Source organism: Kitasatospora sp. NPDC093679 (assembly GCF_040683455.1).
Classification (GTDB): domain Bacteria; phylum Actinomycetota; class Actinomycetes; order Streptomycetales; family Streptomycetaceae; genus Kitasatospora; species Kitasatospora arboriphila.
On the sequence record NZ_JBFBDW010000006.1, the window covers coordinates 177372 to 189963 of the forward strand.

The 12592-nt window shown below is 75.1% G+C and carries 11 protein-coding genes, 2 pseudogenes and 1 riboswitch; of the genes and pseudogenes, 7 read left to right on the plus strand and 6 right to left on the minus strand.

The genetic code is table 11. The features are described 5' to 3' along the window. Positions 1–77 precede the first annotated feature (77 nt). Positions 78–1406, minus strand: a complete 1329-nt coding sequence (locus AB0O09_RS08020) for a divalent metal cation transporter (protein ID WP_363540710.1) — start codon at positions 1404–1406, stop codon at positions 78–80. Continuing rightward, the gene (locus AB0O09_RS08025) at positions 1403–2770 is read right to left on the minus strand and encodes a CBS domain-containing protein (protein ID WP_363540711.1); all 1368 of its coding nucleotides are present in this window, start codon (positions 2768–2770) and stop codon (positions 1403–1405) included. Before AB0O09_RS08025 ends, AB0O09_RS08020 begins: the two co-directional genes overlap by 4 nt. A 311-nt stretch (positions 2771–3081) precedes the next feature. Next, positions 3082–3256: riboswitch (M-box (ykoK) riboswitch) on the minus strand. A 169-nt stretch (positions 3257–3425) separates the two neighbouring features. Between AB0O09_RS08025 and AB0O09_RS08030 the strand changes: the two are divergent. Together AB0O09_RS08030 and AB0O09_RS08035 are read left to right on the plus strand one after the other, a co-directional pair. Further along, positions 3426–3644: pseudogene (locus AB0O09_RS08030) on the plus strand (LysR substrate-binding domain-containing protein); the annotation flags it as partial. A gap of 85 nt (positions 3645–3729) precedes the next feature. Further along, positions 3730–3795 (plus strand): annotated as a pseudogene (locus tag AB0O09_RS08035) (recombinase family protein); the annotation flags it as partial. 198 nt (positions 3796–3993) lie between these two features. Here AB0O09_RS08035 and AB0O09_RS08040 read toward each other — a convergent pair. The 3 genes from AB0O09_RS08040 to AB0O09_RS08050 form a co-directional block, all read right to left on the minus strand. Then, positions 3994–4491, minus strand: coding sequence for a hypothetical protein (locus tag AB0O09_RS08040; protein ID WP_363540712.1), 498 nt, complete (start codon positions 4489–4491; stop codon positions 3994–3996). A gap of 142 nt (positions 4492–4633) precedes the next feature. Continuing rightward, complete coding sequence (locus AB0O09_RS08045; protein WP_363540713.1) at positions 4634–5482, minus strand: SMP-30/gluconolactonase/LRE family protein; 849 nt, start codon at positions 5480–5482, stop codon at positions 4634–4636. 140 nt (positions 5483–5622) lie between these two features. Next, positions 5623–6798 (minus strand): 8-amino-7-oxononanoate synthase, encoded by a 1176-nt coding sequence (locus tag AB0O09_RS08050; RefSeq protein ID WP_363540714.1) that lies wholly within the window; start codon positions 6796–6798, stop codon positions 5623–5625. 304 nt (positions 6799–7102) lie between these two features. Here AB0O09_RS08050 and AB0O09_RS08055 point away from each other — a divergent pair, with 304 nt between their 5' ends. From AB0O09_RS08055 to AB0O09_RS08075, 5 genes are all read left to right on the plus strand, one after another. Then, positions 7103–8683: a PucR family transcriptional regulator ligand-binding domain-containing protein gene (locus AB0O09_RS08055; protein WP_363540715.1), complete on the plus strand. Its 1581-nt coding sequence runs from the start codon at positions 7103–7105 to the stop codon at positions 8681–8683. A gap of 84 nt (positions 8684–8767) precedes the next feature. Next, positions 8768–9583 carry a YncE family protein gene (locus tag AB0O09_RS08060; protein ID WP_363540716.1) on the plus strand — a complete coding sequence of 272 codons (816 nt, stop codon included), beginning with the start codon at positions 8768–8770 and terminating at the stop codon, positions 9581–9583. A gap of 149 nt (positions 9584–9732) precedes the next feature. Beyond that, positions 9733–9972: a hypothetical protein gene (locus AB0O09_RS08065; RefSeq protein WP_363540717.1), complete on the plus strand. Its 240-nt coding sequence runs from the start codon at positions 9733–9735 to the stop codon at positions 9970–9972. A 114-nt stretch (positions 9973–10086) separates the two neighbouring features. After that, positions 10087–10668: a TerD family protein gene (locus AB0O09_RS08070; RefSeq protein ID WP_363540718.1), complete on the plus strand. Its 582-nt coding sequence runs from the start codon at positions 10087–10089 to the stop codon at positions 10666–10668. A 320-nt stretch (positions 10669–10988) separates the two neighbouring features. Then, entirely contained in the window at positions 10989–12023 is a 1035-nt protein-coding gene (locus AB0O09_RS08075; protein WP_363540719.1) for a hypothetical protein, read from the plus strand. Positions 12024–12031: 8 nt separating this feature from the next. Here the strand turns inward: AB0O09_RS08075 and AB0O09_RS08080 are convergent, their stop codons facing one another. Further along, positions 12032–12559, minus strand: a complete 528-nt coding sequence (locus AB0O09_RS08080; RefSeq protein ID WP_344622933.1) for a PadR family transcriptional regulator — start codon at positions 12557–12559, stop codon at positions 12032–12034. Positions 12560–12592: the final 33 nt, after the last annotated feature.

Below are 12592 nucleotides of genomic sequence, written 5' to 3' on the forward strand. Positions count from 1 at the left end.
AGGGCCGAGAAGGTCAGCAGCGGGGCGAAGCGGCGCATGGCGTTTCCTCCTGGGGTCGGCGTGCTGAGCGGGTCGGGTCAGGCGAGCCCGAACCAGCCGAGGACGGTCTGGAGGAGCAGGACGGTGGACATGGCGGCCACGCCCGCGACCACGGCGGTGGCCGCGATGCGGTAGCGGGGGCTGTTGGCGGCGTCGCCGAGGACCGCGCGGCGGTTGGTGAGGACGAGGAGGTAGACCAGCACGATCGGGCTGATCAGGCCCTGGAGGACCTGAGTGCCGATCAGCAGCTGGATCACGTCCACGGGGGTGAGGGCGACGATCGCCCCGAGCGCGATCTGGGCGGTGAACAGGCCGAGGAACAGCGGGGCGTCGCGGAAGCTGCGCGAGACGGACCGCTCCACACCGGCGGCCTCTCCGACGGCGTAGCTCGCGGAGAGCGGCACGACCGCTCCGGCCAGCGCGGAGGCGCCGATCAGGCCGAAGGCGAACAGCAGCTCGGCGCCGTGCCCGGCCACCGGCCTGAGGGCCTCGGCCGCCTGGGCGGCGGACTCCAGCGGCCCGGTCCCACCGATCGCGGAGGCGGTGGCGATGATGATCGTCAGGCTGATCAGGCAGGCGAACACCGCGCCGAGGACGGCATCCGCGCGGATCAGCTTGTAGTCGCCTGGCTTGGCACCGCGGTCGACCACACCGGCGGCGGCGTAGAACTGCATGTACGGGCTGACGGTGGTCCCGATCAGGGCGACGGCGAGCAGGACGAAGTCCTTGCTCGGATCGATGTGCGGCACCGCGAGGTGTTCCCCGACCTGTCCCCAGTCGGGGTGGCCGAGGACCATGGCGACCGGGTAGGTGAAGAACGCCAGCGACATGACGAGGAAGATGCGCTCGGCCCACTTGTAGGAGCCGAACAGCACCAGTGACCACAGCAGGATCGCGGCCGGCGGGATGACCGTCCACTTGGGGACGCCGAGAAGTTCGAAGGCGGCACCGATCCCGGCGAACTCGCTGACGACCAGTCCGGTGTTGGCCAGCAGCAGGCAGAAGACGGCGAGTGCGGTGAGACGGAGGCTGAACTGTTCGCGGATCAGCGCGCCCAGGCCCTTGCCGGTGTGGGCACCGAGCCGCACGGCCATCTCCTGGACCATGACCAGGGCGACGGTGACCAGCACCATGAAGAACAGCGTGCCGTAGGTGAACTGGGAGCCGGCGCTGGCGTAGGTGGCGATGCCGGCGGCGTCGTTGCCGGCGTTGGCGGCGACCAGCCCCGGTCCGGCGACCATGGCGACGGCCGCGATGCGGCGCCAGCCCCGGCGGCGGGCGGCGGGTGCAGCCGGAGCCGGGAGCACGGCGGCCGGGGTTGGCACAGCGGGGGCAGGCACGGTGGGGGTGGTGAGGTCGCGGGTCACGTGAGGAACCTCCGGAAGTGCAGGCGGCCGCGCTCCGGGAGCAGGGCGTCGAGGATGTCGTCGGCGAGGATCCGACCCAGCGGGCAACCTGCGTCGTCGACCACGAGGAGGGAGCTGGCGCGGGCGGCGACCAGGTGGTCGGCGGCCTCGGCCAGGCGGGAGTCCGGGCGCACGGTGACCGGCGGCGCGAACTGGGCCAGCCACTCCACCAGGTCCCTGACCAGCGCGGTGTCCTCGGCCACCGCCAGGTCGAACAGCGGAAGGTCACCGATCACCCGGCCGTCCGGGTCCAGGACGGCGACCGCGTCGATCTCGGTGCGGTGCTCGGCCTGAGCGGCGAGCTCCGCCCGCACCTGGGCGATCGTCTGCTCCGGGCGGGCCGTCACCAGGACGGTGGTCATCGCGCCGCCGGCGGTGCCCTCGCGGTGGGTCAGCAGGGCGCGGAGCTCGGCCGCCTCGCCGGCGGGCATGCGGCTCAGCAGTGCTTCGCGCTCGCCCGGTTCGAGGTCGCGCAGGGCGTCGGCGGCCTCGTCCGGCTCCATCTCGTCGACCAGCCGCGCGGCGTGCTCCGGTGCCGCTTCGCGGAGCAGGTTCTCCAGCTCTGCCGGCTCCATCTCCTCCAGCGCGTCCGCGGCGTGCTCCGGCTCCAGCCAGCCCAGCAGCTGCTGCCGCTCGTGCCGGCCGAGGTCCTCCAGGATGTCGGCCAGGTCGGCCGGTCGTAGCCGGTGCAGCGCGGACCGGGAGGCGCGCAGCCTCACCTCGGCGGGCCCGTGGGTCGCCTGCTCGCCGAACGGGGCGACCGACTGCCAGTCCAGGACGCGGTCCGGGGTGGGGCGGACCTGCCACCGGCGCGGGCCGAGGCGACGCAGCAGCGTGGGCAGGGAGACATCGACCCCGACCAGAACGGTGCGGTCGGCCAGCGGCGCCAGGTACAGGTCGGCGGCACGGGTGACCTGGACGCCGTCGACGTCGACGAGCTGGTGGTCCATCACGTCCCGGGCGAGCAGCACCTCCCCGGGGCGCCGGACGTAGTCACGCAGGTCGACGCGCGAGGTGCGCAGCCGTACGCACCCGGCGCCGAGGGTGTCGACCGCGCTCGCGGCGAGGAAGGCCCGGCGCCGTCCGATGCGGATGATCAGGCCGGTGACCGGCGGGTAGGGATCGGGCCCGTAAAGGCGCGCCACCACGTCGACGACGCGGCCCAGCTCCTCCCCGGACTGGTTGGCGACCTGACCGCCGATCAGGCCGGCGAGAGACACCAGGGAGTCGCGGACGGTGCGGGTCGTGGTGCCGCGGCGCGCGACATCGGACCTGCGGTCGCGCAGCCGGGCCGTGGTGGTCATGAGCAGAGTGGTGGCAGCCACGGGGAACACCCCCTTGCCTCGGTTCGGGACGAGGCATCGGGCGGCCCGGGGCACACCACTGCGTCCTCCGGCCGGCCGTGGCACGCCGGACGCCACGGCGCACGGCACCGCGCCCGGTCGGCCCGGCACGGGACACCGCTGTGCGCGGGCCGTTCAGAGGAAGAGAGGTCGCCGCGGGTCGCTGAAGGACGGCGGGGACAACACGGTGAAGGGCCGACTATGGCCCGGACTACTGTCCATCTCGCCTCCTCCCGGTCCCGGCCGCGACTCGATGTCGCGGCGGCGCGGCAAGGGTAAGACCGGCATGACCCGGCACACCCCAACTCGTCAGAGCTTTGGCACTCCACGGCGTGTCCCCGGCGGTGCGGGGAAGCCACTTGGGGTCACCCCTTGGGCCGGGGAGACCTGTCCTGATCCGGAGCGTCTCTCGACGGGTGGGATCAGTGGCCTGTGTCCATGAAGACGCCTCACCGAACGAGGTGTCTGTTCAAACGCGCCCAAGCATAAGCCCCAGTTGACCTGGCAGCCCAATCCTTGACCGGGCCTTGACCCGGTCCCGCCCCACTGGAGCCGGGCACCGGAACGTCTCCGGCACGTTCCGGACGTCTCCTCGCAGCCTCGGGAGGCGCGCCCGAGGCTGCGTCCGGATCAGCCCGTGACGGTCGCGGGTTCGCAGCTGCCGCCACCCGAAGTCGTCGTCGGCAGCGGGGAGCCGATCGCCGTGCTGCGGGACGGCCGTGCCGATGTGGCGCTGCTGCGCAGCCCGTTCGACGGTCAAGGGCTGGATTCCCAGACGCTCGTGGTCGAGCCGCGACTGGCCGTTCTCCCCGCCGCGCACCGCCTGGCCGGACGCCGGCGACTGACCGACCTCAAGGGCGAACCGATCCCACGCTGGAAGGGGGCCGCGCGCTCCGCCACCGGTCGGCGAACTCCGCCGCCGCGAGATCGACTTCTGCTCGCTGCACGAACGCCCGGACACCGCCACCCCCGGCGGCCGTCTCGCCCTCCACGTCTTCGCCGCCCCCGCCGAGTCCATCCGCGAGCTCATCTTCTCCGGCACCCGCGAAGGCCTGGCACACCGCACGCGCCCGCGGCCGTGTCGGCGGCCGACCCACCGCCGCCACCCCCGAGATCATCCGCGCCGCCCGCGACCTGCTCCCCAACCCCGAGAACTCGATCACCTCGATCGCCAAGCTCCTCGGCGTCAGCCCCCCGAAGGCCGGTCAGCGGCGGTCGGCGAGCCGTCGCCGAAGTCCGCTGCGCAGACGGGCGGAAGCGCCCGGAAGGGTCCCGAGCCTCCTCACCTCGGAGACGTCGAGTTCGGTCCGGCCTGCCAGCGCCAGCACGGCGGCGTAGGGCCGTTCGCCCTCCGCGAGCTTCGCGGCCGCGGCATCCAGGACGGCTCGCAGGACGGCCCGGTCCGCCCCGGGGTGCTCGGCCAGCAGGAGCAGGAGACGGTTGTCGTTCCAGGAGCTGTGGCGGGCCGCGGCGAGCTCCAGCAGGGCGGCGGGTGGTGTGTGCGGATTGGCGGCCAGCGCCCGCCACACGAAGGAATGGGTGCACGGCACCAGCCCGTGCAGGACCGCCCCGTCGTTCGAGGCCTTCGCCAGGTCGAGGTAGTCGGCGGGTGTGTGCAGGCGGAACGGCTCCAGGGCGTCGTCGAACCCGCCGGCTTCAACGGGCGGGTTCCCGGGTCGGGCGGTCGTCCGGGAAACATCCATGGGGGCAGAGTGTGCCAGTCGTGGACGACGACGCCGTGAGCGCCCCCGACGCACACCGCTCCCCTTCTCTCCCGCACAAGCCGCCGTCGACGCGTCGGGGGGACGGACCTCCAGGAACCAGGCGGGCACGGGCCGGTCGAGGTCAGGGGCGGCGCGCCGGCGGGGCGGGGGCGGGGACGGTGAGGAGGAGGCCGGTGCGGGTGGCGGTGGCTCCGGCGGTGCCGGTCCATTCGGCGGCGGTGATGTAGAGGGTGGGGGTGCCGCCGGGGGTGCCGAGGGCGCAGGAGAAGCAGCCGCGGTCGGTCTCGACGGTCTGCAGGACGTCCCCGCCTTCGCGGACCCTGACGCAGCGCCGGTTCGGCACGTCGGCGTACCAGAGGGCGCCCTCGGCGTCGAGGCTGATGCCGTCCGGGGCGGAGCCCTCGATCTCGGCCCAGGTGCGGCGGCCGGTGAGGCTGCCGTCGGGGGCGATGTCGAAGGCGGTGATCCGGGAGGCGTACGACTCGGCGACGAGGAGGGTGGTGCCGTCGGGGGTGACGGCCATGCCGTTGGGGAAGCCGAGGTCGCCGGCGACGGTGCGGGCGGTGCCGTCCGGGGTGACGAGGGCGACCAGTCCGGGGGCGGGCGGTTCGCCGGACATCAGGTCGAAGCCGATGCAGTTGGCGTAGGCGTTGCCGCGGCCGTCGGCGGCGACCTCGTTCCAGGGCCGGTCGCAGAGCGGGCGCAGGTCGGCGTACGGCACGAGGGTGCCGTCGGCCTCGCGGCGCAGCAGCCGGCGGTCGCTGCCGGCGAGGACGAGCAGCCTGCCGTCGGACAGCGGGTCGATGCAGAACGGGAGGGCGTCGACGCGCCCGACGGTCTCGCGGGTGCCGGTCGCGTCGACGGTGATCAGCTCGTGGGCTCCCCAGTCGCAGAACCAGAGCCGGTCGTCGTGCCAGCGGGGCGACTCGCCTAGGACGAGTCCGTCCAGGAGGACGCGGGGTTCGGGCACGTCGGGGGCTCCTCGCTGGCGACGGTTGCGAGGCACCATCATGGCCAACCGGGGGGCCCGCGGCGGGCGCACGCGGGGGTGTGTCGGTACGGCCGTTCCGGGGGCGCCGGGACGGACCTGCCGCGCCCCCGGAACGGCCGTCAGGCGGGGCCGGTGGCGGCGATGATGCGGACGGCCTCGGTGATCTGGGCGACCGTCAGGTCGCCGCGGGCGGTGAGGCGCAGGCGGGAGATGCCGTCGGGGACGGACGGCGGGCGGAAGCAGCCGACCGCGAGTCCGGCGGTGCGGCAGTCGGCGGCCCACTGGACGGCGGCGTCCGGGCCGGGGGCGCGGACGGAGACCACCGCGGCGTCCGGGGTGGAGGCGTGCAGGCCGGCGGCGGTGAGGCGGGCGGCGAGGGTGTGGGCGACCTCGCGGGCGCGGTCGGCGCGGTGCGGTTCGGCGCGCAGCAGGCGCAGGGCGCCGAGCGCGGCGCCGACGGCGGCGGGCGCGAGGCCGGTGTCGAAGATGAAGGTGCGGGCGGTCTCGGTGAGGTGCCGGATGACGCGGCGGGGGCCGAGGACGGCGCCGCCCTGGGAGCCCAGCGACTTGGAGAGGGTGACGGTGGCGACGGTGTCGGGCGCCCCGGCGAGGCCGGCGGCGGCGAGGGCGCCGCGGCCGCCGTCGCCGAGGACGCCGAGTCCGTGGGCGTCGTCGACGAGCAGCGCGGCACCGTGGGCGCGGGCGGCGGCGCAGTGGCCGGCGAGCGGGGCGGCGTTGCCGTCGACGGAGAAGACGGAGTCGGTGACGACCAGGGCCCGGCGGTGGCTGCGGGTGGCGAGCACCTCGCGGACGGCGTCCGGGTCGGCGTGCGGGGCACGGTGGACGTCGCTGCGGGCGAGCCGGCAGCCGTCGATCAGCGAGGCGTGGTTGTACGCGTCGGAGACGATCAGGGTGTCGGGGTCGGTGAGCGCGGTGAGGGCGGCGAGGTTGGCGGCGTACCCGGTGGAGAACACCAGGGCGGCCTCGAAGCCGCAGAACTCGGCGAGTTCGTCCTCGAGTTCGGTGTGCAGCGCGGTGGTGCCGGTGACCAGGCGGGAGCCGGTGGCGCCGCCGCCCCAGCGGCGGGCGGCCTCGGCGGCGGCCTCTGTGACGGCGGGGTGGTGGACGAGGCCCAGGTAGTCGTTGCTCGCGAGGTCCAGCACCGGGTCGTCGGCGGGCCGGCTGCGCAGGGTGCGGGTGAGGCCGGCACGGGCGCGGAGGTCGGCGGCCTCGTCCAGCCAGTCGAAGACGGCGGAGGGCGCGAGGGTCGGCTGCGGCGCGGTGGGGTGGACCATGGCCGCACTCTGGCACGGCGGCGCTACGGGCGGCAACGTGCGCCGTCCCACAGTGACGGGGTGTGTCGGCCCGGCCCTCTCCATCGGGTCTTGTCGGATCGGCGCGCGGCGTTGGGCGCCCGGCCGGGCGTGCCGGCGGATCGTCCTTGTACTGGACCGTACTTGGAGGATCCGCCGGTGCGTCCGGCCGGGATGCCCGGCGTCGCGCGCCCGGCAAGACCCGATGGAGAGGGCCTGCCCCCCGGCGGGGGGTGCTGCGCGTAGACTCCCCCGACCGGCTGGAGTCCTGGCGAGGGGAGAGCTGGTGGAGAACGGCCGCCTGACCGTGCGGGACGTGCTGGCGCTGGAGCTGGTCGCGCCGTGGGACGCGGAGGTGGTCGCCTGCCCGGAGGGGCTGGACCGGGCGGTGCGCTGGCTGCACGTGGCGGAGGCGGCGGACGTCGCGGTGATGCTGACCGGCGGTGAGGTGGTGCTGACGACAGGTCTGCTGCTGGCCGGTGACGAGCGGGCGCAGGCCGCGTACATGGAGTCGATGGGGCGGGCCGGGGCGGCCGCGGTGGTGCTGGGGCTGGGGCGGGCGTTCTCGACGACGCCGGAGGCGATGCGGCGGGCGGCGCAGCGGTACGGGGTGCCGTTGGTGGTGCTGCACCGGCCGGCGCCGTTCGCGCGGTTGACGGAGGAGGTGCACGCGCGGCTGCTGCACGGCCGGTACGCGGCGCTGGACCTGTCGGACCGGATGGGCGGTGCGCTGGCGGCGCTGAACCTGTCGGGGGTGCCGCTGCAACGGCTGCTGGACGAGGTCGCGGGGTTCGCGGGCTGTCCGGCGGTGGTGGTGAACCTGGCGCACCGGGTGCTGGCCTCGGCCGGGGAGCCGGGTGCGCTGGGCGATCTGCTGCGGGACTGGGATCGGGTGTCGCGTCAGGTCGCGGAGCTGCTGGGGAACGGTCCGGTGACGCTGGGTCCGGACGGCTGGGTGGTGGCGCGGCTGGAGGCGCGCGGCCGGCAGTGGGGGCACCTGGTGCTGTTCGGGCACCTGGGCGGCGAGGAGACCGGGCGGGTGGTCGGCCGGCTGGCGGCGGAGGCGCTGGCGGTGCACCGGCTGCTGGCGGATCCGGTGAGCGGCCGGCAGCGCGGCTGGGAGGACCAGGCGGCGGAGGCGCTGCTCGCGGACCTGGCCTCGGGCACGGCCCGGCCCGAGCAGTTGCTGCCGCGGTTCCGGGCGGCGGGGCTGCCGACCGAGCGGCGGACCTTCGTGCCGGTGGTGCTGCGGCCGCCGTCCGGGTCGCGGGTGGTGTGCGAGGCGGTGCGCCGCACGCTCGCCGAGGAGGCGATGGCGGGGCTGGTGGCCCGGGTCGGGCCGGACGGGGCGATCGCGGTGCTGCTGAGCGTGCCGCCGGAGCGCGACGCGGACGCGGAGGTGGACCGGCTGGCGGCGCGGCTGCAGGAGGGCGCGGCGGGGTCGGTGCTGGGTGCGGGTTTCGGCTGCCGGGTGCTGGACGAGGTGCGGCGTTCCTTCCTGGAGGCGGTGCACGTGGCGGACGCGGCGCTGGCCGGTCCGCCGTCCGGCCCGGTGGCGCGGCTGCGGGACGTGCGGCTGCGCGGGCTGGTCCGGCTGCTGCGGGACGAGCCGGAGCTGCAGGCGTTCATCGGGCGCGAGCTGGGCCCGCTGCTGGGGCACCGGGAGCTGCTGGACGTGCTGCGCACCTACCTGCGGACGGGCCGGAACAAGTCGCTGGCGGCGCAGGAGCAGCACGTCAGCCGCCCGGCGATGTACCGGCGGCTGCAGAGCATCGAGGCGCTGCTGGGGATCGACCTGGACGACCTGGAGCAGCTGACCTCGCTGTACGTGGCGCTGCTGGCGCACGACGCACAGCGCGGGCCGTGACCGCGGCGGGACTGGTTTGCCCGGGCCGGTGGGGCGGGCGACCCTGGAGGTGCCGGTGTCCGCGGCTCGTCAACGGAGCAGATCATGGCAGTTCCCCGTCCCGTCCCGGCCGCTCCGGCCGACGGCCGGGGCTTCGAGACGGTCCCGGTCGGTGAGGGGCCGCACGGCGTGACGGTGAGCCGGGACGGAAGCCGGGTCTGGGTGACCTGTGCGCGGACGGGTTCGCTCACGGCGCTGGAGCCGACCCGGCGGCGGATCGCGGCGGTGCACCGGGTGGGGACGTCGCTGTACGGGGTGGCGGTGAGCCCGGACGGGGAGCGGCTGTACACCGCGGACCCGGCCCGTTCCGCGGTGTCGGTGGTGGCGGCGGAGAGCGGCGCGGTGACGGCCGAGACGGTGTTCGAGGAGCGTCCGTTCGGGCTGGTGGTGGCGCCGAGCGGGGCGCGGCTGCTGGTGTCGGCGCCGCGCGAGAACGCCGTCCTGGTGACGGACGGCCTGGGTGCGCCGCTGGGCCGGATCACCGGGGTGGACTTCGCGGTGGGGCTGGCGCTGAGCCCGGACGGCGGGCTGCTGTACGCGGCGAACCGCTTCGCGGGCACGGTGAGCGTGCTGGACGTGTCGGCGCTCGGCTCGCTGGAGGGCGGTGCGGCGGCCGTCGTGGTGGCCCGGATCCCGGTGGCCCGCGGCCCGTACGACCTGGCGGTGGGGCCGGACGGCGGGCGGTTGTACGTGGCGCACTTCCCGTTCGACCTGGTGTCGGTGGTGGACACCGACGAGCGGGCGGTGGCGGGCACCGTCGCGGTGCCGGACGGGCCGCGCGGGGTCGCGGTGAGCCCGGACGGCGCCAAGCTCTACGTGGCGAACGGCTTCGCGAGCACGGTGACGGTGGTCGAGCTCTGAGCCGGCCCGCCGGTCCGGCGCGAGGGCCCGGGGCTGTGACGATGACGGCCGGTTTCCGACCCGCCACCCGGCGCGTTCGCCCGCACCGGGGCTCTACAGGGCTGTAGAGTCCAACGGCCGGGTGCGAACGACACGGGAGGCGGTCGACGGTGGACGACGGGCGGGCGAAGGTGTGGGAGCCGCCGCAGGCGCAGGTCGAGCAGGCGTACCAGCCGGTCGAGGTCCGGTTCGAGGACGGCAGCTGGGCGGTCGGCCGGATCAACGCCTGGTGGCGCCCCGCGGACGGCAGCCCGTGGTGCCGGGTGCGGGTGCTGCGCCGCGGCGGCGCGGAGCGCTGGATGCCCTTCGACCCGGAGCAGCTGCTGCTCCTGCCCGCCGGCGGCATCTGACCGGGCCCGGCGGGAGTCGACCGGTCCTCCGGTGGGAAGATCCTCCCCGTCGGCGGGCGCCGCACGGGCCGGCCGACGGCACGGCGTCGATGCTGCGAAAGGGTGGCGGACCGGATGAGCGTGAACCTGGGCAAGGGCCAGAAGGTCGACCTCGGCAAGCCGGACGGCGGTGCGCTGGAGGTCGTACGGATGGGCCTCGGCTGGCAGGCCGCTCCCCGCAAGGGGTTCTTCGCCAAGCTGATGGCCCGTGACATCGACCTGGACGCCTCCGCGGTGCTGTTCGCGGGCCGCACGCCGGTGGACGTCGTCTACTTCCAGCACCTGACCAGCTCCGACGGCTCGGTGCGGCACGGCGGCGACAACCTGACCGGCGGCGCGGGGCAGGGCGCGGACGACGAGGTCATCACGGTGGACCTCACCCGGGTGCCGAAGAAGGTCGACCAGATCGTCTTCACGGTCAACTCGTTCACCGGCCAGACCTTCCAGGACGTGCAGAACGCGTTCTGCCGGCTGGTCGACGACGCCACCGGCCGCGAGCTGGCCCGCTACACGCTGACCGGCGGCGGCAACCACACCGCGCAGATCATGGCGAAGGTGCACCGCTCGAACGGCGGCTGGCAGATGACCGCGATCGGCGCGCCCACCCAGGGCCGGACCTTCCAGGACGTGATCCCGGACATCGAGCGGCACCTGTGAGCCGTCGCCGACCCGTCCCGGCCGCGGCTCCGGGTCACGGCGAGCCTCCGTCGCCGCGGCGGGCCACACTGGGGGCGAGGGCCTCAGGGCTCGTCCGACGATTCGCGTCGCATCGGCGCGCGGCATCGGGCGCCCGGCCGGGCGTGCCGCCGTATCGGCCTCGTCCTGGACGTGCTCGGGCGATGCGGCCGGGCGTCCAGCCCGGGGGCACCTCCCGGCCCCCTCGGGGCCGGGGGAGATGATCCGGCGTCGCGCGCGCGGCGGGAATCGTCGGACGAGCCCTGAAAGGCCCGCCGCGGCACGGGACGGAGGCAGCTCGGATGGGTGGTGCCGAGCCCCGTGCGCCCGAGCGCGGGCGTGCCCCGTGGCCGCCGATCGACCTGCTCGGACGGATCCGGCACGACCCCACGCACATGGCCGAGCGGGCCGCCCTGTTCGGTGTCGAGCGGCTCGGCCGGGAGTCGGTCGAGCGGCTGGCGAAGATGCGCGCGAAGGTGCCGCCGGATCGGCTCAAGGACACCGTGGTCGAGCGGGGCGTGCACACCGCGATCGCGGAGGGCGCCTTCGTCGGCGGGCCCTTCATGGGCCTGATCCCGGTGATGTTCTGCGCCGCGCTGCTCGCCCAGGGCCGGATGGTGCTGGAGCTCGCCGAGCTGTCGGGGCGGTCGGCCACCGATCCCGAGCGGGCCGTCGACATGCTGGTGCTGCAGGGCGCCTACCCCACCCGTGAGGAGGCCCGGCGGGCGATCGCCGAGCTGCCGGAGCCCGAGCCGGCGGCGCGCGTGCCCGAAGGCCCTGCGGAGGGCGCGGGAGAAGGCCCGGCGGAGGGCTCGACGGAAGGCCCGGCGGAGGGCGAGCCGGCGCCCAAGCTGTCGCTGCGCGAGTGGCTGCACGTGGTCGAGCGGATGGCGTACGTGCTCGGGGTGATCTCGCCGGGCGGCAGCAGCGCGGCGGCCGGGCGGCTGCGGTACCTGCGCTGGGCGGCGGTGGCGCTGCTGGTCGCCGTCGGCCTGATGCTGCCGTTCGTCTGGGTGCCGGTGCTGGGCGTGGCGTACCGCTCGGCCACGCTGCGGCTGGCGACCCGGGCGTCGATCCTGTTCGGGCTGGTCGAGGACGAGCGGGACGAGGCGACGAAGACCCGCGGCCGGGGCAGGGTGCGGCCGCTCGCGATGCTGGTCGCCCTGCGGACGATCGCGGTGCTGGTGGTGCCGTTCGCCGTCTCGGTGCTGATGGTCTTCACCGGCGCCCACATCGCGAACCAGCGGTGGCTGGCGGTCGCCGCCGGGGTGGTCGGGGTGTCGATCGGCTCCTGCCTGGTGTGGCGGTTCCGCCAGTGGCGGCGCACCGGGCACTGACGGCCGGATCACCCGAACTCGGCGAGCGCGGCCTCCAGCCACTCCACCCAGTGGGTCTCCAGGCCGATCCCGGCCTGCAGCACCAGGTGCTGCAGGCGGTTCTCGGCGTCCGCGCGCTCGGCCGGGAAGTCCCGCTGCTCGATCTCCCGGTACTCGGCCAACTGCTGCTGGTGCAGCTCCAGGTGGCGGCGCAGCTCGTCCTTCAGCGAGGCACCGGTGCCGACCGCGGCGGCTGCACGCAGGCGCAGCAGCAGCGGGTCGCGGTTGGGCCGCGGGTCCTGGGGCTGCCCGATCCAGTCGGTGAGGGCGGCCCGGCCCTCCGGGAGCACCTCGTACTCCTTGCGCTGGCCGCGGCTGGGCGGCTGGGGGACGGCGCGGATCAGGCCGTCCTTCTCCAGCCGCCCGAGCTCGCGGTAGATCTGCTGGTGCGTGGCGGACCAGAAGTAGCGGATCGACTTGTCGAAGCGGCGCGTCAACTCCAGCCCCGAGGACGGCTTCTCCAACAGGGCGGTGAGGATGGCGTGCGGCAGCGACATGGACCGATCCTAGATCGTCGGGGCACCGGCGGT

Coding starts and splice junctions, on each gene's coding strand:
- AB0O09_RS08040 (WP_363540712.1), bottom strand. CDS start 4,491: ATGGATGTTTCCCGGACGACCGCCCGACCCGGGAACCCGCCCGTTGAA.
- AB0O09_RS08050 (WP_363540714.1), bottom strand. CDS start 6,798: ATGGTCCACCCCACCGCGCCGCAGCCGACCCTCGCGCCCTCCGCCGTC.
- AB0O09_RS08060 (WP_363540716.1), top strand. CDS start 8,768: ATGGCAGTTCCCCGTCCCGTCCCGGCCGCTCCGGCCGACGGCCGGGGC.
- AB0O09_RS08070 (WP_363540718.1), top strand. CDS start 10,087: ATGAGCGTGAACCTGGGCAAGGGCCAGAAGGTCGACCTCGGCAAGCCG.
- AB0O09_RS08075 (WP_363540719.1), top strand. CDS start 10,989: ATGGGTGGTGCCGAGCCCCGTGCGCCCGAGCGCGGGCGTGCCCCGTGG.
- AB0O09_RS08080 (WP_344622933.1), bottom strand. CDS start 12,559: ATGTCGCTGCCGCACGCCATCCTCACCGCCCTGTTGGAGAAGCCGTCC.